Source organism: Sphingomonas sp. S6 (assembly GCF_043498045.1).
Classification (GTDB): Bacteria; Pseudomonadota; Alphaproteobacteria; order Sphingomonadales; family Sphingomonadaceae; genus Sphingomonas.
On sequence record NZ_JBIEOE010000005.1, the window covers coordinates 123842 to 145718 of the forward strand.

23 protein-coding genes are annotated in these 21877 nt (G+C 67.5%); 19 read left to right on the forward strand and 4 right to left on the reverse strand.

Going from position 1 to position 21877, the window contains the following annotated elements; translation table 11 throughout:
- Nucleotides 1-51: 51 nt before the first annotated feature.
- The 7 genes from ACGVWT_RS10440 (at nt 52) to ACGVWT_RS10470 (ending at nt 10043) form a co-directional block, all read left to right on the forward strand.
- Entirely contained in the window at nt 52-1029 is a 978-nt protein-coding gene (locus ACGVWT_RS10440; protein ID WP_315462423.1) for a quinone oxidoreductase, read from the forward strand.
- A 210-nt stretch (nt 1030-1239) separates the two neighbouring features.
- Nucleotides 1240-4611, forward strand: a complete 3372-nt coding sequence (locus ACGVWT_RS10445) for a glycosyltransferase (protein WP_315462422.1) — start codon at nt 1240-1242, stop codon at nt 4609-4611.
- Between the two features lie 34 nt (nt 4612-4645).
- Nucleotides 4646-5299 (forward strand): phosphoribosylanthranilate isomerase, encoded by a 654-nt coding sequence (locus ACGVWT_RS10450; RefSeq protein WP_394426265.1) that lies wholly within the window; start codon nt 4646-4648, stop codon nt 5297-5299.
- Between the two features lie 95 nt (nt 5300-5394).
- Entirely contained in the window at nt 5395-6147 is a 753-nt protein-coding gene (modA, locus tag ACGVWT_RS10455) for a molybdate ABC transporter substrate-binding protein (RefSeq protein ID WP_315462420.1), read from the forward strand.
- Complete coding sequence (gene modB, locus ACGVWT_RS10460; protein WP_116462394.1) at nt 6147-6836, forward strand: molybdate ABC transporter permease subunit; 690 nt, start codon at nt 6147-6149, stop codon at nt 6834-6836. Before modA ends, modB begins: the two co-directional genes overlap by 1 nt.
- Nucleotides 6826-7428, forward strand: a complete 603-nt coding sequence (locus tag ACGVWT_RS10465) for an ATP-binding cassette domain-containing protein (protein ID WP_315462419.1) — start codon at nt 6826-6828, stop codon at nt 7426-7428. Before modB ends, ACGVWT_RS10465 begins: the two co-directional genes overlap by 11 nt.
- Nucleotides 7429-7505: 77 nt before the next feature.
- Entirely contained in the window at nt 7506-10043 is a 2538-nt protein-coding gene (locus ACGVWT_RS10470; protein WP_315462418.1) for a TonB-dependent receptor domain-containing protein, read from the forward strand.
- Between the two features lie 167 nt (nt 10044-10210).
- On the opposite strand, the gene rpsI is transcribed toward ACGVWT_RS10470, so the two are convergent.
- The 3 genes from rpsI to ACGVWT_RS10485 form a co-directional block, all read right to left on the reverse strand.
- The gene (rpsI, locus tag ACGVWT_RS10475; protein ID WP_315462417.1) at nt 10211-10759 is read right to left on the reverse strand and encodes a 30S ribosomal protein S9; all 549 of its coding nucleotides are present in this window, start codon (nt 10757-10759) and stop codon (nt 10211-10213) included.
- Complete coding sequence (gene rplM, locus ACGVWT_RS10480) at nt 10759-11238, reverse strand: 50S ribosomal protein L13 (RefSeq protein ID WP_017977937.1); 480 nt, start codon at nt 11236-11238, stop codon at nt 10759-10761. Before rplM ends, rpsI begins: the two co-directional genes overlap by 1 nt.
- 144 nt (nt 11239-11382) lie before the next feature.
- Entirely contained in the window at nt 11383-12429 is a 1047-nt protein-coding gene (locus ACGVWT_RS10485; protein ID WP_394426273.1) for a COX15/CtaA family protein, read from the reverse strand.
- A 320-nt stretch (nt 12430-12749) separates the two neighbouring features.
- Between ACGVWT_RS10485 and ACGVWT_RS10490 the strand changes: the two genes are divergently transcribed.
- The 10 genes from ACGVWT_RS10490 to ACGVWT_RS10535 all read left to right on the forward strand — a co-directional run bounded on the left by ACGVWT_RS10490 (nt 12750) and on the right by ACGVWT_RS10535 (nt 19470).
- On the forward strand, nt 12750-13154 hold the full coding sequence (locus ACGVWT_RS10490) for an STAS/SEC14 domain-containing protein (RefSeq protein ID WP_315462415.1): 405 nt from the start codon (nt 12750-12752) through the stop codon (nt 13152-13154).
- Between the two features lie 332 nt (nt 13155-13486).
- Nucleotides 13487-14158 carry a ZIP family metal transporter gene (locus ACGVWT_RS10495; RefSeq protein WP_315462492.1) on the forward strand — a complete coding sequence of 224 codons (672 nt, stop codon included), beginning with the start codon at nt 13487-13489 and terminating at the stop codon, nt 14156-14158.
- A 74-nt stretch (nt 14159-14232) separates the two neighbouring features.
- Complete coding sequence (locus ACGVWT_RS10500) at nt 14233-14583, forward strand: hypothetical protein (RefSeq protein WP_315462414.1); 351 nt, start codon at nt 14233-14235, stop codon at nt 14581-14583.
- 113 nt (nt 14584-14696) lie between these two features.
- On the forward strand, nt 14697-15068 hold the full coding sequence (locus ACGVWT_RS10505) for a MerC domain-containing protein (RefSeq protein ID WP_017977943.1): 372 nt from the start codon (nt 14697-14699) through the stop codon (nt 15066-15068).
- Nucleotides 15069-15109: 41 nt separating this feature from the next.
- Entirely contained in the window at nt 15110-15577 is a 468-nt protein-coding gene (locus tag ACGVWT_RS10510) for a Fur family transcriptional regulator (RefSeq protein ID WP_017977944.1), read from the forward strand.
- Between the two features lie 54 nt (nt 15578-15631).
- Nucleotides 15632-17557, forward strand: a complete 1926-nt coding sequence (dxs, locus tag ACGVWT_RS10515; protein ID WP_394426279.1) for a 1-deoxy-D-xylulose-5-phosphate synthase — start codon at nt 15632-15634, stop codon at nt 17555-17557.
- Entirely contained in the window at nt 17554-17703 is a 150-nt protein-coding gene (locus ACGVWT_RS10520; RefSeq protein ID WP_315462412.1) for a hypothetical protein, read from the forward strand. The genes dxs and ACGVWT_RS10520 overlap by 4 nt, the downstream gene beginning before the upstream one ends.
- Nucleotides 17696-18769: a helix-turn-helix transcriptional regulator gene (locus ACGVWT_RS10525; protein WP_315462411.1), complete on the forward strand. Its 1074-nt coding sequence runs from the start codon at nt 17696-17698 to the stop codon at nt 18767-18769. Before ACGVWT_RS10520 ends, ACGVWT_RS10525 begins: the two co-directional genes overlap by 8 nt.
- A 60-nt stretch (nt 18770-18829) precedes the next feature.
- Nucleotides 18830-19063 (forward strand): hypothetical protein, encoded by a 234-nt coding sequence (locus ACGVWT_RS10530; RefSeq protein WP_315462410.1) that lies wholly within the window; start codon nt 18830-18832, stop codon nt 19061-19063.
- Entirely contained in the window at nt 19060-19470 is a 411-nt protein-coding gene (locus tag ACGVWT_RS10535) for a PIN domain-containing protein (protein ID WP_315462409.1), read from the forward strand. The genes ACGVWT_RS10530 and ACGVWT_RS10535 overlap by 4 nt, the downstream gene beginning before the upstream one ends.
- Here the strand turns inward: ACGVWT_RS10535 and ACGVWT_RS10540 are convergent, their stop codons facing one another.
- A complete protein-coding gene (locus ACGVWT_RS10540) occupies nt 19471-20142 on the reverse strand; it encodes an alpha/beta hydrolase (RefSeq protein ID WP_017977950.1) in 672 nt (223 codons plus the stop codon).
- 333 nt (nt 20143-20475) lie between these two features.
- Between ACGVWT_RS10540 and ACGVWT_RS10545 the strand changes: the two genes are divergently transcribed.
- Nucleotides 20476-21216 carry a TlyA family RNA methyltransferase gene (locus ACGVWT_RS10545; RefSeq protein ID WP_315462408.1) on the forward strand — a complete coding sequence of 247 codons (741 nt, stop codon included), beginning with the start codon at nt 20476-20478 and terminating at the stop codon, nt 21214-21216.
- A 114-nt stretch (nt 21217-21330) separates the two neighbouring features.
- Nucleotides 21331-21849: a TspO/MBR family protein gene (locus tag ACGVWT_RS10550; protein WP_116462381.1), complete on the forward strand. Its 519-nt coding sequence runs from the start codon at nt 21331-21333 to the stop codon at nt 21847-21849.
- The last annotated feature ends 28 nt before the right edge of the window (nt 21850-21877 follow it).

Genomic DNA, 21877 nt, shown 5'->3' on the forward strand with positions numbered 1-21877 from the left:
CCGAAACGCGTATCGCGGGTTGGGGCGGGGCACGAGAAGGACGGACGGCATATGAGCGAACGCGTCGCACGCATCACCCGCACCGGCGGGCCGGAGGTGATCGAATGGGTCGACGTCGACCTGCCGCCACCCGGCCCGGGCGAGGTTCGGATGCGCCATCATGCGGTCGGCCTGAATTACATCGACACCTATCATCGCAGCGGCGTCTATCCGGTCGACCTGCCGGCGGGCCTCGGCAGCGAGGCGGCGGGTGTGGTCGAGGCGGTGGGCGAGGGCGTCGACGGACTGAAGGTCGGCGATCGGGTCGGCACGTTCGGGCCGTCGCGTGGCGCCTACGCCACGGCACGCAACGTCGCCGCGAACCAGCTTTTCCGACTGCCCGACGATGTCGACGATCGCACCGCCGCCGCGATGCTGCTGAAGGGGTGTACGGTGGAGGCCCTGGTGGACCGCTGCGCGCGCGTGCAGGCGGGGCAGACGGTGCTGGTTTGGGCGGCGGCGGGCGGTGTCGGGCAGTTGATGACCGGCTGGCTGAAGGCGATCGGCGCGACGGTGATCGGGACGGCCGGCACGCATGAGAAGGCGGAGCATGCGCGGACGGCTGGTGCGGATCACGTCCTGCTCCACCGCGACGAGGATGTCGTGGCGCGCGTCAAGGACATTACCGACGGCGCGGGCGTCGCGGTGGTGTTCGACGGCGTCGGCATGGCGAGCTGGGAGCGCACGTTGGCCGTAACCGCGCGGCGCGGCCTGATCGTCAGTTACGGCAATGCCGGTGGCGCGGTGACGGGCGTCAACCTGGGCGTGCTGGCGGCCAAGGGGTCGCTGTTCGTCACCCGTCCGACGCTGTTCGATTATTATGTCACGCCCGATGAGCGGCAGGCGGGGATCGAGCGGCTCTATGCGATGCTGCGATCGGGCGCGATCCGGCCCGAGATCGGCCAGACCTTTGCGCTAGAGGATGCGGCGGACGCGCACCGGGCACTGGAGGCAGGCGAGACGCGGGGCAGCACGATCCTGACCGTTTAGGCATCGGATCGCGGGGTGAAGAGAAAAGGGGCAGTCTCCCTGTCGGGGTGGCACAAGTCGTTCGAGGGCATCGTGCTGTAAAGAACGGGTAATGGGCGCACGCATTTGGACCGACGAAGCAATAGGCGTCGTCTGCATGAACGGTTTGTCATTCTGATGTCTTGATCGTGCCATCGATCGTCGGGCATGGCGGGCGCCGGAGTGTCGCCAATGTCCCAGAATTCGGTTTTCTACGATGCCAGCGGTCGGCGTAAACGGCGGTTTACGCTGGCGGTCGTCGCGTTCGTCCTGTTGCTCGTGCTGTCGGTCGCGATGTTCGCGGTGTCGATCGGCGCGGTGCCGGTCGCGCCGCTGCTGCCCGTAGAGGTCGAACGGCCACCGCTCCAGCGGCTGGCGGCGCCGCATGGCGTGTTGCGGCGTGCGCGGCGCAGCATCGCTTATTATGAGAACAAGCTGTTCGGCACCGCGGCGCGCAAGCCCGCGGCATCGGGCAATCCGACGCTGGCCATCGCATTCCACACGCCCTGGGATCCGTCGAGCGCCGCGAGCCTTCGCCGTCATGTCGAGCAACTGGACTGGGTGATCCCCGGCTGGGTCTCCGTGACGGGCCCCAATCACCAGATCACCGTGTTCCGCGACACCGCCGGCCGCACCATCCTGAACAAGGCGATCCACCGTCCGGTGGTGTTGCCGATGATCCAGAATGCGCTGAACGGCAATTGGGACGGCAAGGGCACTGCCGCACTGATGGCCGATCCGAAGGCGCGCGCGGCCTTCCTCGACAAGCTGGTGCCCTGGCTTGCCAACAATCGTGCGGGCGGCGCCTTCTTCGACTTCGAAAATCTGCCCGCCAGTGCGCAGGCCGATTACCGCGCGTTCCTGGCGGATGCGCAGCGCCGCTTCGCCCCCCGCGGCTGGGTGGTCGCGATCGCCGCGCCGGTCGGCAATCCGGAATGGAACCTGCCCGCCTACGCCAAGGTCACCGACAAGATCTTCCTGATGGCGTATGACGAGCATGAAACGTCGGGCGAGCCGGGGCCGATCGCGTCGCAGCACTGGTTCGTCGAACAGGTCGCCAATGCCTCGCGCGGGATCCCGCCGCAGAAGCTGGTCGTGGCGATCGGCTCCTATGCCTACAATTGGTCGCCCGCCGGCAACGACGCGATGAGCGTCGAGGAAGCGTGGCAGGCCGCACGCGATTCGGGCACGGTTCCGACTTTTGACCCGGTCAGCGGCAACAGCAGCTTCGCCTATAAAGAGGGCGACGAGAGCCATGTCGTCTGGCTGCTCGATGCGGCGTCCGCCTATAACGAGATGACCTTCCTGCAGCGCGCGGGCATCGGCAGCATCGCGCTGTGGCGCCTGGGTGCCGAAGACCCCAGCGTGTGGAAGCTGTTCGGCCGCGATCATCGCACGCTGCCGCCGGCCGGTGTCATCGATACGATCCCGGCGGGCACCGACGTCGATATCGAAGGACCGGGGGAAATCCTGAAGGTCGCCGGCACGCCCGTCACCGGCCAGCGGTCCGTGGTCACCGGCCCCAATGGCGCGATCACCGACGTGCGCTTCGATCGCCTGCCGGCGCCGCTGGAGGTGGATCGTACCGGCTATCGCAAGAAGCTGCTCGCGCTGACCTTCGACGATGGACCGGACCCCAAGTGGACACCGCAGATTCTCGACGTTCTGAAGCGTGAACATGCCCCCGGCACCTTCTTCATCGTCGGCGAGAATGCCCTGACGCAGCGGCCGTTGTTGCAGCGGATGATCATGGAAGGCCATGAGATCGGCAGCCACACCTATACCCACCCCAATCTCGCGACCTCGTCGCCGGGGCAGGTGCTGTTCGAGCTGAATGCCAATCAGCGCCTGTTCCAGGCCTTCACCGGCCGATCGCTACGCCTGTTTCGGGCCCCCTATTTCGGTGATGCCGAGCCGAGCACCGCGGACGAACTGGGGCCGGTGCTCCAGGCGCAGAACCGCGGCTATGTCTCGGTGGGTCTGCACGTCGATCCGGACGACTGGAAGCGACCAGGCGTGCAGGCGATCATCGACCGGACGATCGCGCGCGTCACCGATGGCCCCGCCAATTGCACCAACGATTCGCCCGTCGACTGCAGCCGCAACGTCGTCCTGCTGCACGATGCCGGGGGTAACCGTGCCGAGACGGTGGCGGCGCTGCCGGTGATCATCGATCGGCTGCGCGCGATGGGCTATCACTTCGTGCCGGTCTCGACACTCGCCGGCCTGTCGCGCAACGCATCGATGCCGCCGATCAGCGCAAGCGACCAGCTCGCCGCGCGCGTCGACCTCGGGCTATTCAGCGCATTGGGCTTCATCGTCGTCGCGCTGCACTGGATGTTCGCGATCGCAATCACCGTCGGCATCCTGCGTGCGCTCGCGCTGTCGGCGCTGGCGCTCATCCAGGCGCGGCGCGAGGGGCGTGAGGTGTTCCCGGCGATCGACCCCACGCGCTTCGTGACGGTGATGATCCCGGCGTATAACGAAGAGCGCGTGATCGAACGCGCGGTGCGCGGCGTGCTCGCCTCCACCGATGTCGCGATCGAGGTGATCGTGATCGACGACGGGTCGAAGGATCGCACCTCCGCCGTCGTGGCGGAGGCATTCGGCGACGATCCGCGCGTCCGCCTGCTGACGCTGGAGAACGGCGGCAAGGCGCGTGCGCTCAATACGGCGCTGGCGCAGGCGAAGGGCGAGATCGTGATCGCGCTCGACGCCGACACGCAGTTCGAACCGACGACGATCGCGCGCCTCGCCCGCTGGTTCGACGATCCGAAGCTGGGCGCGGTCGCGGGTAACGCCAAGGTGGGCAACCGCGTGAACCTCGTCACCAAGTGGCAGGCGCTGGAGTACATCACCGCGCAGAACCTGGAGCGGCGGGCGTTCGCCCGCCTCAATGCGATCACCGTGGTGCCGGGCGCGGTGGGCGCGTGGCGGCTGGCGGCGATCCAGCAGGTCGGCGGCTATCCGCACGATACGCTGGCAGAGGATCAGGACCTCACCATCGCGATCCAGCGCGCTGGCTGGGCCGTCCGCTACGATCAATATGCAGTGGCGTGGACCGAGGCGCCCGAGACGTTCCGCGCACTCGCCAAGCAGCGGTTCCGCTGGGCGTTCGGCACGCTGCAATGCCTGTGGAAGCATCGCTCGGCGATCGGCAGCAGCCATCCGCGCGGACTCGGTTGGATCGGCCTGCCGCAGGCGATCGTGTTCCAGATCCTGCTCGCCGCGATCAGCCCGATCATCGACCTGGCGCTGCTGGTCAGCTTCGTCGTCACCTATCTGGACGTGCAGGCGCACGGCTGGGCGCAGACGAGCCACGACGTCTATACGATGCTGACCTTCTGGGCGGTGTTTACGACGATCGACCTGTTGGCGGCAACGGTCGCCTTCGCATTGGAACGGCGCGAGAAGTGGAGCCTGTTGTGGCTGCTGATCCCGCAGCGCGTCGGCTATCGCCAGATCATGTATTACGTTGTGCTGAAGGCGATCACGCAGGCGATGCGCGGGCCGATGGTCGGCTGGGGCAAATTGCAACGCACCGGCCGCGTGCAGGCGGGGTGAGGGAGAGCGCGCTGTGTTCCGAACACGCGTAAAGGTGTGTTGCATCGCGTCACGGGCCGAGGCGGATATGGCGACAGCCGCCGGGGCGGATGCTTTGGGCCTGGTGGCGCGTATGCCATCGGGTCCCGGGCCGATCCCCGATGATCGGATTGCCGACATCACCGCGGCCGCCATGCCGCCCGTCGCCACGTTCCTGCTGACGTCGGAAACCACGGCCGATGCGATTGCAGCGCACGTGTCGCGAACGCAGCCGACGACGGTGCAAATCGTATCGCACATCGATGTCGCGGAATCTCGCAACCTTGCGGAATGCCTCCCCCACGTCCGTCGGGTACAGGTGATCCATGTGGAGGGCCGCGAAGCACTCGACATGATTTCTCTGTATTCGCCGTACGTTCACGCATTCCTACTCGATTCCGGCCGACCGAATGCGGCGATCGCCGAATTGGGTGGCACGGGCAGGGCGCATGACTGGGCGATCAGCGCCGACTTCGTTCGCACCAGCACGCGTCCGGTGTTTCTGGCCGGCGGCCTGTCCGCGAGCAACGTCGGCGAGGCGATCCGCCAGGTAAGGCCATATGGGCTCGACCTGTGCTCCGGTGTGCGGACGGACGGCCATCTCGACGCCGTCAAGCTCGCCGCATTCATGCATGCCGTGCGCGCTGCTGACATGGCGATGTTGGTTTAGGCTGCCGCGCCGTTAGCCGGTAAACATTGGCAGAATGGCATCGCCTTCCCCGCGCGCTAGGTTTACGAACGGCTGCACGCGTTTAGGGAGCCTGCATGATCCGTCCGTTGCTGTTTTTGGCGTCGCTGCTCGCCGCCGCCCCGGCGATCGCGCAGGCTAAGCCGCCGCTGGTGCTGGCGGCGGCCAGTCTGCAGGAATCGATGACCGCCGCGGCAGACGCCTGGGCGAAGCGAGGCCACCCGCGGCCCGTCATCTCCTTTGCGGCATCGTCTGCTCTGGCGCGGCAGGTAGAGGCGGGGGGTGATGCCGATCTGTTCGTGTCGGCGGACCAGCAGTGGATGGATGCGCTCGCCGCGAAGCGACTGATCGTGCCGGCCAGCCGCGTCACCTTCCTCGGCAACCAGCTGGTGGTGGTCGCGGCGAGGGACAATCCCGTGCGCATCCCGGTGCGTCCGCCCGCCGCGCTGGCGCGGGTGCTGGGTGCGGGGCCGCTCGCCATGGCGGATGCGCCGGTCCCGGCCGGCCAATATGGCGAGGCGGCGCTGAAATCGCTTGGCGTGTGGAGTGCGGTCGCGCCCAAAGTGGTGCGCGGCGACAGCGTCCGCGCGGCGCTGACATTGGTCGAACGCGGCGCAGCGCCGCTCGGGATCGTCTATGCCACCGATGCTAAGGCGTCGGCCAAGGTGCGGATCGCAGGCGTGTTTCCGGCGACCAGCCATCCGCCCGTCACCTATCCGATCGCACGCCTTGCCCGATCGACGAACCCCGAAGGCGAGAGGTTCCGCCGCTTCCTGATCAGCGCGCCGGGTAAGGCGATCTTCTGGCGATACGGGTTCTTGCCCCGCTGATGCTATCGGCGGAGGAATGGGGGATCGTCGGGCTGAGCCTGCGCGTCGGTGGGGTGGCGGTGGCGGCGATGCTGCCGGTCGCCTTCGCACTGGCGTGGGCTTTGGCGCGCGGGCGGTTTCCGGGCAAGTTGCTGCTCGACGCGATCGTCCACCTGCCGCTGGTGGTGCCGCCGGTGGTGACGGGGTGGCTGCTGCTCATCGCCTTCGGCCCGAACGGCCCCGCCGGCGCGCTACTCGAACGCTGGTTCGGGGTCAGCGTGCTGTTTCGCTGGACCGGCGCGGCGATCGCGGCGGGGATCATGGCGATGCCGCTGATGGTGCGCGCGATGCGGTTGTCGATCGAGGCGGTCGACCCGCGGCTGGAAAGCGCCGCGCGCACGCTGGGGGCGGGGCCAGCCCGCGTGTTCTGGACGCTGACGCTGCCGCTTAGCCTGCCCGGCGTGCTGGCGGGTGCAGTGCTGGGCTTCGCGCGATCGATCGGCGAATTCGGCGCGACGATCACCTTCGTCTCCAACGTGCCGGGGCAGACGCAGACGCTGCCGCTCGCCATCTATTCGGCACTTCAACAGCCGGGGGCGGAGGCGAGCGTGTGGCGGCTGTCGGGAATCGCGGTGGTGCTGAGCCTGATCGCGCTGCTCGCGTCCGAACTGCTGACCCGGCGCGTGCGACGGGGGCTGCATGTCCTTTGACGTGCGCGTCACCAAGACGCTGGGCGACACGCGCGTCGCGATCGATCTGGAGGCAGGCGAGGGGCTGACGGTGCTGTTCGGCCCGTCCGGCATCGGCAAGACGAGCGTGCTCAACATGGTTGCCGGCCTGCTGCGCCCAGACGCGGGCCGGATCGTGGTCGGCGATACGGTGGTGTTCGACGCGGCGGCCGGCATCGACCTGCCGCCCGAGCGTCGGCGGGCGGGCTATGTCTTTCAGGACCCGCGCCTGTTCCCGCACCGCCGGGTGCGCGCGAACTTGCTGTACGGGGCGAAGGACGACAGCGCCCTCGACGCTGCCGTCGCGATGCTGGGCATCGGCCATCTGCTGGGGCGCTGGCCGGGCACATTGTCGGGTGGCGAGGCGCGGCGGGTGGCGATCGGCCGGGCACTGCTCAGCGATCCTGCCTTCCTGCTGCTCGACGAACCCTTGTCGTCGCTCGACCGGGCGCGGCGGGGCGAGATCATGGACGCGATCCTGCGCGTTCGCGACGAGGTCCGCCTGCCGATCCTGATGGTGACGCACGACCCCGAAGAAGCGGAGCGTCTAGGCACACGTATCGTCCGGCTCTGACCAATCTTTCACCGCAATTGTCTGCCAAAAGTCGGGTCGGTCGGGAGCATCGCGACCGGGCTTGGGGGGAAGCGGTCATGCATGGCGCGCGTCTTGGCTGTCTGCGCGTTTTCGTGGGCGCTGCGGTTCTGGTTCCGGGGGTCGCCGCAGCACAGGCGGACGAGACGAAGACGGGCGACATCGTCATCACCGGCAAGCGACCGCGTGGATCGGCGATCGGCGACGTGGAGCCGGTGGCGGTGCTCGACGCCGGGCAATTGCGGACGCTCGGCACCAACATCGACGATATCCTGCGGCAGTTGAAGCCGTTGACCACCTCGGCGAGCGGCGCCGATCCCGTGTTCCTGCTCAACGGGCGCCGCATTTCCGGCTATCAGGAGGTGCAGACGCTACCGCCAGAGGCGATCGAACGGACCGAGGTGCTGCCCGAGACGGAGGCGTCGCGCTTCGGCTTTCCGCCGACCGCACGGCTCGTCAATTTCATTACGAAGCCGCATTTCCGGGCACTGGCCGTCGAGCAAAGCGCGTCGACCACGACCGATGGCGGCGGCAGCGCCGCGACACTGTCGCTGAGTCCGACGCGGATCGATCGCGACCGGCGTTTCGTAGCGACGATTGAGTATCTTCGCCAAGATCCGCTGCCCTATTCCCGGCGTCCTACCTTTGCCGATCCCGACAGCCTGTTCGATCCGACCGGCAACGTCACCGGGATCGGCGGCACCAGCCTGTCGCCGACCCTCGATGCGCTGGCGGGGCAGCGCGTGACGGTGGCGCCGGTGCCGCTCGATCCGGCCCAGCGTGGTCTGTTGTCGGCCTATGCCGTGGCGGCGAACGTGCCGCGTCGGTTCGACATGGCGCCTTACGGGGCGCTGCAGTCGAACGACGAGATCAAGATCAACGCGACGCAGGCCGTACCGATCGGTAAGACGGTGACGGCATCGCTCAACGTGTCGATGGACGCCAAGGGCGGCGCGCGGCCGGGTGGCCTTGCCACGGCGGTGCTGCGCGTGCCGGGCAGCAATCCGTATTCTCCCTTCGGCACCGATGTGCTGTTGTACCGAAATCTGCCCGAGGCCGGCGTCTTGCGCCAGTCGGGCGGGGGGTTGCAATTGCACGCGGGCGGCACGGTGCAGGGGAGCGTGAAGCGCTGGCTGTGGACCGTCACGGGCAATTACGATCGGGCGCTCACCCGCTTCATGCTCGACCAGGGGGTGGACCTGACACGCGTGCAGGCGGCGATCACGGCCAGCGCCGATCCGTTTCGCGGCTTTGCGGCACAGGACGTCGCGACACGGCTGACCAACCGCAGCCGATCCGTTGCCGAGACGCTGTCGAGCAACGCGACGGCGACGGGGCCCGTCGTGACGCTTCCCGCGGGAGAGGCGCGGATGACGCTGACCGCGGATTATGCGCGCACCGGCAGCAATGGCGCCTTGGCCGGGAGCGACGGGACCGCGCGGAGCCTGACGCGGGCAGTGCGGAGCGCGAGTGCCAATGTCGATTTGCCGATCGCGTCGCGGGAACGCGGCGTGCTGGGCGCGATCGGCACGCTGTCGGCCAATGCGACGCTCGGCGTATCGTCGGTGTCGAATTACGGCAGCCTACTGTCGCGTTATCTGGGGCTGACCTGGACCCCGGTTGCGCCGGTTCAGGTCACCGCGTCGCTGAACGTGACGCAGAACGCGCCGGACATCGCGCAACTGACCCAGCCGGTCGTCACGATCGCCAACGTCGCCTTCTTCGACTTTGCGACCGGCACCAATGCGCTCGTCACCCTGACGAGCGGCGGCAATGCCGATCTGGCGCCCGAGCGGCGGCGCGTCAGCACGGTGGGTGCAACGTGGAAGCCGATGAAGGCACGCGAGTTGCGGCTGGCGCTGAATTATATCGAGACCCGGATCGACGATCAGACGGTCAACATCGTCCGGGGCAGCCCGGCGCTGCTCGCGGCGTTTCCGGAGCGGTTCCGCCGCGATGCCAATGGCCAGTTGCTGACGGCGGACCTGCGGCCGATCAACGTCGCCTTCGAACGGGAGCGCAAGCTGGAGGGGCGGATCAATCTGTGGACGCCGCTGGGCGCCGTGTCCAAGCCGCCTGCCGCGCCGGCCGGCAGCACCGCTCCGCCGCCGCCGCCGCCGCGGCAACGGCCGTCGCTGTACAGCTTCGTCACCGCGACGCTGCGGCTGGACGATCAGGTGATGCTGCGACCGGGACAGCCGGTGTTCGATGCGCTGTCCGGCGATGGGGTGAGCAGCGTGCAGGAGCGGTCGCGGTTCGAGGCACAGGGTGCCATTGGCGGTTCGGTGGGGGCGGTGCAGGGCGGCATCTTCGGCCTGTGGAAGGCGCCGACCCGGATCCGCAGCGACATTCCGAGCGCCGACCTGCGCTTTTCGCCGAGGATGTTCTTTTCGCTCTATTCGACGTTCGATGCCGCCAAGCTGGCGCCGAAGGCCGACTGGGCGAAGCGGATGACGCTGCAATTCACGGTCCAGAACCTGCTCAACAACCGGGTGCAGGTTCGGGACCGGACCGGGGCGACGCCCTATGCCTTCCAGCCGTCGTTTCTGGACTGGTATGGGCGGATCGTGAAGCTGTCGGTGCGTAAGCTGTTTTGATGGCAACGAAAAAGGCGGTCCGTTGCCGGGCCGCCTTTTCGTTTTTGGCTTCGGGCCGCGCCGTCACGGAGCAAGTCCGTGACGTCAGACGAAGGCAGCGATGCCGCCGTCGATGGCCGCCGTGGCGAGCCTTTGGATTGCCGAAACAATCCAAAGCCGCCCGCGGATTAACGCTTCGAGAACTGGAAGCTGCGACGCGCCTTGGCGCGGCCGTACTTCTTACGCTCGACCGTACGGCTGTCGCGGGTCAGGAAGCCAGCGGCCTTGACCGGCGAGCGCAGGATCGGCTCGTACTTCGTCAGCGCCTGGCTGATGCCGTGCTTGACCGCGCCGGCCTGGCCCGAGAGGCCACCGCCCTTGACGGTGCAGATCACGTCATACTGACCTTCGCGCTCGGTGATGCCGAACACCTGGTTGATGACGAGGCGCAGCGTCGGACGCGCGAAATAGACTTCCTGATCGCGACCGTTGATCGTGATCTTGCCCGAACCCGGCTTCAGCCAGACGCGTGCGACGGCGTCCTTACGACGGCCGGTCGCGTAGGCGCGGCCGAACTTGTCGAGTTCCTGCTGACGCAGCGGCGTGGTCGGCTGGGTCTGCACCGGCGCGGCGGTTTCGCCTTCGGCACCGTTGGTCGCCGGAGCGGCGGCGGGAGCCTGGGCCGCCTGCTGGGTCAGCGAGGCGAGGTCGGAAAGGGACTGGCGATTGTCGGTCATTACGCGCCCACCTTGTTCTTGCGGTTCATGCCCGCGATATCGAGAACCTCAGGGTTCTGGGCTTCGTGCGGATGCTCCGAACCCTTGAAGATGCGCAGGTTGCGCATCTGCTCGCGGCCGAGCGGACCGCGCGGGATCATACGCTCGACGGCCTTTTCAAGAACGCGCTCCGGGAAGCGGCCTTCGAGGACCTTGGCGGCGGTGATGCCCTTGATGCCGCCGGCATAGCCGGTGTGCTTGTAATAGACCTTCTTCGCCGCCTTGTTCGACGTGAAGCGGATCTTGTCGGCGTTGATGACGATCACATTGTCACCGCAGTCGACGTGCGGGGTGAACGACGTCTTGTGCTTGCCGCGCAGGATGTTGGCGATGATCGACGCGGTGCGGCCGACGACGAGGTCGGTGGCGTCGATGATGTGCCACTTCTTTTCCACCTCATGCGGCTTGGCCGACTTGGTGGTCTTCATGAGCGCCTTCATGGGCGAGACCTTTCGGTTTGAAACGAGACACGCCGCCTGTTTCCAAGCGGCGTGGTTGAGGGTGCCAATGCGGGAGGGCCCCGCGAAAGTCAAGCAAACAGCGGGTTTGCTGACGGGTAAAATAATACCACAGGCCGCCGCCGCTTAGCTAAAACGTCGGTCGCGGCCCCCGATCGCATGCGCGGCAAAGACGGTGGCGATCAGCAGCAGTGCGGCATTGCCCTGATGCGCGACGGCGATGTCGATCTGCACGCCGCTCATCAGCGTGGCGATGCCGAGCACGATCTGCAGCGTCACGAGCAATACGACCCACAGCCCCGCCTTCGATCCGCTGCGCGTCGCACGGATCGCGAGCCAGACCAAAGCGGCGGCGGTGGCGAATGCCCACCAGCGGTGGAAGAACTGGACGACGACGGGATTGTCGACCGCGTTGCGCCACGCCGGGTCGACCATGGGCACGCCCGCGGGGAACAGCGCGTCCCCCATCAGCGGCCAGCTGGCGAAGGCATAGCCGGCATCGAGCCCGGCGGTGAACGCGCCGTAGACGAGCTGCACGACCAGCGCCGCGAGCGCGAGCACCGCGGTGCGCGTCAGCCGTGCGGGCGGGGCCGAAGGATCGCGGTGCAGCGCCATCAGGTCGAGCGCGGTCCAGACGATGCCGGCGAGGATGGTCAGCGCGGTGAGCAGATGGACGGCGAGGCGGATATGGCTGACGTCGGTGCGCACCGACAGTCCAGAGGCGACCATCCACCAGCCGATCGCGCCCTGAAAGCCGCCGAGCGCCAGCAGCGCGCCGAGGCGCCAGCCGTAGCCCGCCGGAATCTGCCGCCGGACCGCGAACCACAGCAGCGGCAGGGCGAAAGCGACGCCGATCAGCCGGCCCCACAGGCGGTGCAGATATTCCCAGAAGAAGATGTGCTTGAACCCGGCGAGCGTCATGTCGCGGTTGAAGGCGGCATATTCGGGGATGCGTTTGTAATTGTCGAATTCGGCCTGCCACTGCGCCTGATTGAGCGGCGGGATGGTGCCGCTGATCGGTTTCCATTGTGTGATCGACAGGCCGGATTCGGTCAGGCGGGTGATGCCGCCGATCACGACCATCGCGACGATCAGGCCGGCGACGACGAACAGCCATCGCGCCACGCTGCGAGGGCGGGCACGGGAAAGGAAAGCGGCGCTGGGTTGAAGCATGGCGTGGCTCATACGCCTGTTCCCGACCGCCGACCAGCGGCGTGTAAACCGCCAAAACGAGCGTGGAAGTGGACGAAGTGGACGATACGGTGTGTCCCGAAGCCCTCCCATGCGAAGGGGCGGATCGACCGGAGCGGCGAGGGACGTCCTACGACGGAACAGGATGCCGGCAACGGATCGTGCCGGACCGAATCAGTCATGTGTCGACTGTCCACGCTTTTTTCCGAATAGGACAGCGATAATTTCCGCCAATATAGGTCATGCACGTTCCCGTAACCAAATCGCGATAGACCATGTCCAGGATTGGGCGGGAGTTTTCGATGTTTAACGTGACGGTAGACATCGAACGCGGCTGTTTCGAAAGTACAATCTTCGGCTTTTGGACGCTCGACACCATCGGCGAATTCCATCGCGCTGTTACGGAAGCGGGGCGCCGTATCCAGGCCACCGGGCGGGCGCCGATCAGCCTGTGCGACTATACCGGCGCGATGACGCAGAGCCAGGAGGTCATCGCCGCGTTGACCAAGATCATGGAGAATCCGATCGTCCGATCGCGGCGGGTCGCCATGTACACGGGCGACGTCATGCCGCGGATGCAAGCGGTCCGCGCAACGCGCAACCGCCCGGAGTTCCGGTTCTTCACCGACAAGGACGAGGCGCGTATGTGGCTGTTCGCAGACGAGGCGGGCGGGCCGTCCGTGGTGGCTGACGCGCAGGCCGGGTGAGGCCGGGGGCGGTACGCAATCTCGTCACCCGCCAGGGGGAGGTCGCGCCGCCGAAGGCGGTGACGGAGGGGGCGGATAGGAACGTCCCCGATAACGAGACACTGTCCTGACTCCGCTCCGTCATGCCCAGCCGCATACTGTCGTAGCAGGGGAGGAATGATGGGACGGCATCGGGTGCCGATCATGGGTTTGACGCCCGAGTCCCACCTCCCACTGGACAAGGCCTCTGACCGCACCTAACGCATGATATATTATATCATGGAGGTAATGATGCACGAAGACGTGCGGGTGCCGGTCGCGCTGGCGTCCGGGCCGATGGGGGCTGCACGGTGATGCTGGTCCCGTATCTGCTGGGGATCACCGCCGTCGGATCGACCTATGCCGGCGGGCGACTCGCCATGCGTTTCGGGCGGCGGCAGGACCTGTTGTTCGGTCTGACCGGCGGGATGGTCGTGGGGCTGGCGTTGCTCGACCTGCTGCCCGAGGCGGTGGAGGGCGGCGGAGCCGCGAGCGAGCTGGTGTTCGGCGCGGTCGCGATCGGCATGGCGCTGTATATTCTGCTGCACCGCCTGCCGGGAGGCGCGATGGTCGGGCGCGTCAGCCTGGTGTTGCATAGTCTGATGGACGGGCTGGGCATCGGTCTTGCCTTCCAGGTGTCGCAGTCGACCGGGTGGCTGGTGGCGGCGGCCGTGCTGGCGCACGACATGGCGGACGGCGCCAATATGATCGGCCTATCGTCCACCTCGTGCCGGCCGGAGCGGGCGCACCGCTGGTTGGTCGCCAATGCTGCCGCGCCGCTGGCGGGCGTCGCGATCGGGCAGGCGATCCGGATCGACGCGCATCACCTGTCGCTGCTGCTCGCGCTGTTCGCCGGCGGCTTTCTGTATATCGGCGCGTCCGAATTGCTGCCGCGTAGCCGCGGCGGGGCGCGCGGCTATGGCGCGGGGCTGGCGAGCATGGCGGGGATCGGCGTGATGGCCTGCGTCACCTATGCGGCGGGGTGACGCCGCCGTGCGGCTTCATCGCCTGTACAGCCGGGGCGGATAGCATCGCGCCATATCACAGGAAGGACGATGGCATGACGCATATGGTCGGACGTGGATGGGCCTTGACGCTGCTGGTGGCGGCCGCAAGCGTGCCCGCGCCGTTGCTAGCCCGGCCGCTGGCGAACGGCGCGTCCGCCCCGTCGACGTTCATCGTATCGTGCGATTGCGCGACGCCTGCAAAGCGGGCGAGGGTGCAGCGCAGGATCGAGCGCGCGGGCGGCAGGATCCTATATCCCTATGCGAGCATCGGTGGATTTGCGGTGACGGCCCGGCGACCGCAGGACGGCGCGGCGTTGCGGCGACGGCTGACGCATATTCCGGGAATCCAGTCGGTGCATCCCGATACGGCGATCCGGCTCGCCCCGCCCGGCGCGCCGCAGTGACGGCGTCGCTCCTCGCAGTAAAATTCGGAGATGTAATGTTGTAACGCAGCGCGGGTGCGCCTAGATGGTCGGCTCGGATGGACCATAGGACTCACTCCCATACGACCTCGGTCGTGCGCAGCTTCGGCTGGGCGGGGCTCGATCGCGCGGCGATCGCGTTGTCGGGGCTGTGCGTCGTCCATTGCATCGCGAGTGCGGTGCTGCTCGCCATGCTGTCCGCGGCGGGCGGGCTGCTGCTCAATCCGCTGTTCCACGAGATCGGTCTCAGCATCGCGATCCTGCTCGGCGCGGTGGCGCTGGGGCGCGGGGTGATGGAGCATGGCTATATCATGCCCGCCGCAATGGGATCGTTCGGTCTGGGGATCATGGCGGGCGCGATGAGCCTGCCGCACGAGGGCGGCCATGGCGCGGAGACGCTGTGGACCGTGATCGGCGTCGGCCTGCTCGCCTTCGGGCACGACCTGAACCGCCGCGCCGGGCACTGACGCCGCTTGCCGCCGGGCCGGCCGCGCCTTATTTCAGCATCATGGCCAGCCACGCGCATCACGATCACCACGAGCCGCAAGGCGACGACCTGATGAAGGCCGCGCAGACGACGCTGGAAAAAGCGGGCGAGCAATGGACGCCGATGCGTGCCAGCGTGTTCGCGGCGCTGGCGGCGTTCGACAAGCCGGCCAGCGCCTATGACATCGCCGATGCGCTATCGCAGCGCGAGGGGCGGCGGGTGGCCGCCAACAGCATCTATCGCATCCTCGACGTGTTCGTTGCCGCGAACCTGTCGCGCAAGGTCGAAAGCTCCAACGCATACGTCGCCAACGCGCACCCGGATTGCCTGCACGACTGCATCTTTCTGGTGTGCGATTCCTGTGGACGAACCGTGCATCTGGACGATGACAGCGTCACTCGCGGGGTGCGATCTGCCGCGCAAGCTGCTGGATTTACACCAGTTCGTCCCGTGATCGAGGTGCGGGGGCGCTGCGCCGACTGCGACTGAGGCTGGTTCGCGCTGCCAATCGACAGCCGATGGCGAAGCGCGTAGACGGGTCGGATGGCCGAACTCCCTGAGACTCCGCTGCTCGATACCGTCAACACCCCGGAAGAGCTGCGAAAATTGAAGCCCGAGCAGCTGCGCCAACTGGCGGACGAGCTGCGGCAGGAGACGATCTCCGCGGTCGGGACGACCGGCGGCCACCTCGGCTCCGGACTGGGCGTGGTCGAGCTGACCACCGCGATCCACTATGTCTTCGATACGCCGCGCGACCGGCTGGTCTGGGACGTCGGGCACCAATGCTATCCGCACAAGATCCTGACCGGGCGCCGCGATCGTATCCCCACGCTGCGTCAGGGGGGCGGCCTCAGCGGCTTCACCAAGCGCAGCGAGAGCGAGTACGATCCGTTCGGTGCGGCGCATTCGTCGACCTCGATCTCCGCGGCGCTGGGCTTTGCGGTGGCGAACAAGCTGGCCGGCACGCCCGGGCGCGGCATCGCGGTGATCGGCGACGGGTCGATGTCTGCGGGCATGGCTTATGAGGCGATGAACAACGCCGAACAGGCAGGCAACCGGCTGGTCGTGATCCTGAACGACAATGACATGTCGATCGCGCCGCCGGTGGGAGGGCTGTCGGCATATCTGTCGCGCATCGTGTCGAGCCGCGAATTCCTGGGCGTGCGCGATATTCTGAAGCGCTTCGCCCGCCGCCTGCCGCGGCCGTTCCACCAGGCGGCGCGCAAGACCGACGAATTCGCGCGCGGCATGACGATGGGCGGCACGCTGTTTGAGGAGCTGGGCTTCTATTACGTCGGGCCGATCGACGGGCATAACCTCGACCATCTGATCCCGGTGCTCGAGAACGTGCGCGATGCCGAGGAAGGCCCGATCCTGGTCCATGTCGTGACCAAGAAGGGCAAGGGCTATGCCCCCGCCGAGGCCGCGGCGGACAAGTATCACGGCGTGCAAAAGTTCGACGTCATCACCGGTGCGCAGGCCAAGGCGCCGCCGGGGCCGCCGCAATATCAGAACGTGTTCGGCGACCAGCTGGTCAAGGAAGGGCAGCGCGACCCGACGATCGTCGCGATCACGGCGGCGATGCCATCGGGCACCGGCGTCGACCGCTTCGCCAAGGCATTCCCGGATCGCGCGTTCGACGTGGGAATCGCGGAACAGCATGCCGTCACCTTTGCGGCGGGCCTCGCCGCACAGGGGATGCGGCCGTTCTGCGCGATCTATTCGACCTTCCTGCAGCGCGCCTACGACCAGGTGGTGCATGACGTGGCGATCCAGAATCTGCCCGTCCGCTTCGCGATCGATCGCGCGGGGCTGGTCGGTGCGGATGGCGCGACGCATGCCGGATCGTTCGACGTCACCTATCTGGCGACGCTGCCCAATTTCGTCGTGATGGCCGCGGCGGACGAGGCGGAGCTGGTGCATATGACGCACACCGCCGCCTGCCACGACAGCGGGCCGATCGCGGTGCGCTATCCACGTGGCGCGGGCGTCGGCGTGGATCTGCCGGAGGTGCCGCAGCGGCTGGAGATCGGCAAGGGCCGCGTCGTGCGTGAGGGCAAGACGGTGGCGATCCTGTCGCTCGGCACGCGGCTGGAGGAAGCGCTGAAGGCCGCCGACACGCTGGAGGCAAAGGGGCTGTCGACCACGGTCGCCGACCTGCGCTTCGCCAAGCCGCTGGACGAGGCGCTGATCCGCCGGTTGCTGACGACCCATGAGGTCGCAGTGACGATCGAGGAGAATGCGGTCGGCGGCTTCGGCGCACATGTGCTGACGCTGGCGAGCGATGAAGGGCTCATCGACGGCGGGCTGAAGCTGCGCACGATGCGCCTGCCCGACACGTTCCAGGATCAGGACAAGCCCGAGAAGCAATATGCCGAGGCGGGCCTCGACGCCGATCATATCGTCAGCACGGTGCTGACCGCGCTGCGCCACAACAGCACGGGCGTGCACGAGGGCGCGCGCGCGTGAGCGGACCGCTGAAGGCCGCGATCATCATCGGCCTGGCGGTCGTGATGCTGATCGCGGTCAACGTGCGCATGTACCGGGCGATGAAGGCGGCGACGGCGAAGGGCCGGGCGCTGGAGGCGGAGCCGCGCGAGGACCGCGGTGTCTGAGCCGGACCGCTTCGCCTCGCTGACGGAGGCGGAGCGGCAGATTCTGGCGCTGCTCGCGGCGGGGCATACCGCGAAGACGGCGGCGGCGGCGCTGGGCCTCAGCGTCCACGGGGTGAACGAGCGGCTGCGCGAGGCGCGGCGCAAGACGGGCGCGGGCAGCAGCCGTGATCTCGCCCGCGCGCTGGCCGCCCAAGAAAATTGTGACGCAAAAATCGGGGTGGCCCCCGCCGCCGCCGTGCCGCCAGAGGCCGTGCCGGACCTGCCGCAGCGTGCGGCGTGCACGACACGGAAAGGGGTGCGTCCGATGGTATTGGGACTCGGCATAGCGGCGGCGGCAGTGCTGCTGGGCGGCATCGGCTGGCAGCAGGAACGGGGGCAGGCGGCCGATCCGTTGCTCGGCTCTCTGGTGGTGGACAAGCCCCATGACGCGGCGGCACTGCATGCGCGGGTACGCCGGGAAGCGCGTGACGCCGGCTGGGCCGCGCCGGCGGAAACGCGGCTGATGAACCGGTTCGGCAGGGTCGACGGGGTTACCAGTCTGCGGGTCCTGTGCGCGACGGATCTGTGCGAAGTGGCCGGGCGGATCACACCGGGCGGCACCGCCAATGCGGCGTTGCTGGAGGTACAGCAGGTCGCCTTCTCCGGCGTGCGGACGCTGGGGTTCACTGATGAATCGAGCTTTTCGGTCGGCGGGGACGACACCGGCCAGGGCGCGGCGTTCGTCGCCTATCTGTACCGGCGCGCCGCCGACGTGCCCTATGTGGAGACGACGACGCCGGCGATGCACGCGACGATCCCGCCGGGGCCGTTCACGCTCGGCGTCACCTTCGATCGACCGATGCAGCCGGGGGACTTTTCCTTCGTAAAGTCCGATCGCGGCGCCTATCCCGAATGCGACGGCACGCCGCGCCGGTCGGTGGATGGGCGCAGCTTTACGATGCAATGTACTGCGGTGGCTGGGCAGGCCTATGCAGTGGGCTTCAACAGCGCACAATATGGCAACTTCAAGAGCCTGGACGGGGTGCCGGCGGAGCCGTCTTTGCTGACGTTCGACGCGAAGCGCTGACGGCGGAGGCCCACGGCCGGCCGCTCGCACGGCGGCCGGTTTCGTGGTATGCGACGGGCCATGAAGCTCGAGAAGACCGCCGATGGTTATGTGGTGCAGGTGCCCGACGATGTCGTCGCGGCGCTGGGGCTGCACGAGGGCGACCAGGTAAAGGTCGCCAAATCCAATCCGATCACCATTCCGGTGACGGAGGAACAGCGGCGGTGGGCGATGGACACGATCCGGGAGTTGCGCAGCACCAACCCGCTCCCCCCCGGATATAAGTTCGATCGGGAGGAAGCGAACGCGCGGTGACCCGCGCGTTCTTCGATACGAATGTGCTCGTCTACACCTTCGACGAGGACGCGCGGGGTGCCGCCGCCTCGCGACTGCTGGACGATGGTGGCGTGATCAGCGTCCAGTCGCTGAACGAACTGGCCAATGTTCTGCTGCGCAAACGGCGGTGGACCTGGGAGCAGGTCACCCGTGCGACGCAGGCCGTGACGTTTCGCTGCCCGGAGATCATCACGCTGACGCCAGACCTCCATCGCCTCGGGCTGCGCTTCGCCGAACGCTATCGCCTGTCCGTCTACGATGCGATGATTGCCGCGGCGGCGCTGACGGCGGAGTGCGACACGCTGTATTCCGAGGATATGCACGACGGCCTGTTGATCGACGGGCGCGTTCGGATCGTGAACCCGTTTGCGCCCGTCGCGGGATAGCTATCGGCCGAGATAGTGTGTCTGCGCGGCGTCGGTCGCGTTGATCGCCAGGATCGAGCGGGCGTCGCCGGGGGAGCGGGCATGGCCGTGCCCGTCGGTGCCGGCGGCGATCACGCGGTCGAGCAACTCCTGCCCTTCGCGCCACCAGCCGACTCCGCTGGCGGCGTTGAGGTGGCCCTGGGGACCGGCATCGACGAAATGACTGCCCCATTGCGCCGCGAGGCTGTGCGCGCGGTCGATCGTGATCCACGGATCGTCACTCGACGCGACGACGATCGAGGGGAAGGGCAGGGGCGTCTTTGGCGTCGGCGCGAAGCCGCGCAGTTCGTCGGGTGCGTTCGGGCGATCGACGTCCGCGGGCGCGACGAGCAGCGCGCCGGCCACCGGCCAGCCATAGGGTTGCGGGGACAGTTCCGCCCACCACGCCACCGCAAGGCAGCCGAGGCTGTGCGCGGCGAGGATCACAGGAGCTTCCGCGCGGGCGATCGCCTGGTCGAGCTTCGTCACCCAGGCGTTGCGATGCGGCGTATGCCACATGCCGAGTTCGACGCGGACGGTGTCGGGCCGCGCCTCCTCCCACAGGGTCTGCCAGTGCGAAGGCCCGGAGCCGCCGAGGCCGGGCACGGTCAGGATGGTCGGCAAGGTTGCGTCGTAATGGGAAAATCCGGTCATGCTGCATCTCCCTCCATGGGGGACAGCGGGGCCGGCCGGCGTGTCGGGACACGCCGTACGGTCATGCTTCCCGATGTGGAAGATAATCCTACTATTCCGATCGGCAATAGAGTCGCGGCTGATGGAGGGTGGGATGCGACGGGTGGAGCGGGAGGGGGCCAAGAGCCGCCAATCTCGCGGAGGCGGGACTGCATAACCTCTGGCGCTTGCGATGGAATCGCGGCGGTAGCGCGTCTGGATTCCCGCCTTCGCGGGAATGACGTTGGGGGCGGGGGGCGGTCCTCGCAAAGCAGGGGGCGTGACGCCGGCCGGTGCCCTCGCTACGGAGCCCTGATGGCGAAGATCCGTGCCGACCAGCTGCTCGTGGACCGCGGCCTTGCCGAATCGAAGACGCGTGCGCAGGCGCTGATCATGGCGGGGCTGGTGTTTTCGGACACGCGCAAGATCGACAAGCCGGGCTTGGCGCTGCCCGACGACGCGGCGATCGACGTGCGCGGGCGCGATCATCCCTGGGTGTCGCGCGGCGGGATCAAGCTGGCGCATGGCCTAGACCATGTCGGCTGGGACGTGACCGATGCGGTGGCGATCGACGTGGGATCGTCGACGGGGGGCTTTACCGACGTGCTGCTGACCCGTGGCGCGGCGCGCGTCTATGCGGTCGACAGCGGCACCAACCAGCTCGCGTGGAAGCTGCGCCAGGACCCGCGCGTGATCGTCCACGAACAGACCAGCGCGCGCATCCTGACGGAGGCGCATATTCCTGAGCCCGTCGACCTGATCGTCTGCGACGCGAGCTTCATCGGCCTGTCAAAGGTGCTGGAACGGCCGATGACCTTTGCAAAAGCCGGCGCCCGCCTGCTCGCCCTCATCAAGCCGCAGTTCGAGGCGGGGCGCGAGGAAGTGGGGAAGGGCGGCGTAGTGCGCGATCCTGCCGTGCATGCGCGGGTGTGCGACGAAGTGGTCGCGTGGCTGGAGGCGAGCGGCTGGAGCGTCGCGGGCGTCACCGAAAGTCCGATCACGGGGCCCGAAGGGAATGTCGAATTTCTGGTCGCGGCATCCCGAAACGGGCCATGACGGAACGATAATCGTAACGGACGCTTTACGAACCGGTCGCCACGCGACAAGGGGCGCGAAAGACATGCGGAGGAAGCGTCGGTGAGCGGGATTGCGTCCAAGGGTCAGCTGCGAATGTCGTTCCTGCGCTGGGCGATCGTGACCGTGCCGTTGATCCTGCTGCTGGGCTTCGCATCGGGTCGCGCGGTGCCGGCGGGATCGGAGAATGGCTGGTATGTCGCGCTGCAAAAGCCCGAGCTGACGCCGCCGGGCTGGGTGTTTCCGGTCGCCTGGACGTCGCTGTACATCCTGTTGGGCCTTGCCGTCGCGGTGATCCTGCATGCGCGCGGCGCACGCGGGCGGGGGTTGGCGCTGGCCGTGTTTGCGGTGCAGTTCGCGCTGAACCTCGCGTGGACGCCGCTGTTCTTCGGGGCGCATCGTATCGGCGCGGCGCTGGTCGTGATCGTCGCGATGCTGCTGCTGTCGATCGTCACGACGGTGCTGTTTGGGCGGATTCGCACCGCTGCGGCGTGGCTGATGGTGCCGTATATGGTGTGGATCAGCTTTGCGGGCGTGCTGACCTGGCGGATCGGCCAGCTCAACCCCGGTGCGGAAACCCTTGTGCCAGGGGCGCACACGTCCCAGATGCTGTGACGATACGCACGCTTATGTGCCGGGAACC

Excerpts from the sequence above, each read along its gene's own strand:
- ACGVWT_RS10440 (WP_315462423.1), top strand. The coding sequence starts at position 52 with ATGAGCGAACGCGTCGCACGCATCACCCGCACCGGCGGGCCGGAGGTG.
- ACGVWT_RS10445 (WP_315462422.1), top strand. The coding sequence starts at position 1,240 with ATGTCCCAGAATTCGGTTTTCTACGATGCCAGCGGTCGGCGTAAACGG.
- modA (WP_315462420.1), top strand. The coding sequence starts at position 5,395 with ATGATCCGTCCGTTGCTGTTTTTGGCGTCGCTGCTCGCCGCCGCCCCG.
- modB (WP_116462394.1), top strand. The coding sequence starts at position 6,147 with ATGCTATCGGCGGAGGAATGGGGGATCGTCGGGCTGAGCCTGCGCGTC.
- ACGVWT_RS10465 (WP_315462419.1), top strand. The coding sequence starts at position 6,826 with ATGTCCTTTGACGTGCGCGTCACCAAGACGCTGGGCGACACGCGCGTC.
- ACGVWT_RS10470 (WP_315462418.1), top strand. The coding sequence starts at position 7,506 with ATGCATGGCGCGCGTCTTGGCTGTCTGCGCGTTTTCGTGGGCGCTGCG.
- rpsI (WP_315462417.1), bottom strand. The coding sequence starts at position 10,759 with ATGACCGACAATCGCCAGTCCCTTTCCGACCTCGCCTCGCTGACCCAG.
- rplM (WP_017977937.1), bottom strand. The coding sequence starts at position 11,238 with ATGAAGGCGCTCATGAAGACCACCAAGTCGGCCAAGCCGCATGAGGTG.
- ACGVWT_RS10485 (WP_394426273.1), bottom strand. The coding sequence starts at position 12,429 with ATGCTTCAACCCAGCGCCGCTTTCCTTTCCCGTGCCCGCCCTCGCAGC.
- ACGVWT_RS10490 (WP_315462415.1), top strand. The coding sequence starts at position 12,750 with ATGTTTAACGTGACGGTAGACATCGAACGCGGCTGTTTCGAAAGTACA.
- ACGVWT_RS10495 (WP_315462492.1), top strand. The coding sequence starts at position 13,487 with ATGCTGGTCCCGTATCTGCTGGGGATCACCGCCGTCGGATCGACCTAT.
- ACGVWT_RS10500 (WP_315462414.1), top strand. The coding sequence starts at position 14,233 with ATGACGCATATGGTCGGACGTGGATGGGCCTTGACGCTGCTGGTGGCG.
- ACGVWT_RS10510 (WP_017977944.1), top strand. The coding sequence starts at position 15,110 with ATGGCCAGCCACGCGCATCACGATCACCACGAGCCGCAAGGCGACGAC.
- dxs (WP_394426279.1), top strand. The coding sequence starts at position 15,632 with ATGGCCGAACTCCCTGAGACTCCGCTGCTCGATACCGTCAACACCCCG.
- ACGVWT_RS10530 (WP_315462410.1), top strand. The coding sequence starts at position 18,830 with ATGAAGCTCGAGAAGACCGCCGATGGTTATGTGGTGCAGGTGCCCGAC.
- ACGVWT_RS10540 (WP_017977950.1), bottom strand. The coding sequence starts at position 20,142 with ATGACCGGATTTTCCCATTACGACGCAACCTTGCCGACCATCCTGACC.
- ACGVWT_RS10545 (WP_315462408.1), top strand. The coding sequence starts at position 20,476 with ATGGCGAAGATCCGTGCCGACCAGCTGCTCGTGGACCGCGGCCTTGCC.
- ACGVWT_RS10550 (WP_116462381.1), top strand. The coding sequence starts at position 21,331 with ATGTCGTTCCTGCGCTGGGCGATCGTGACCGTGCCGTTGATCCTGCTG.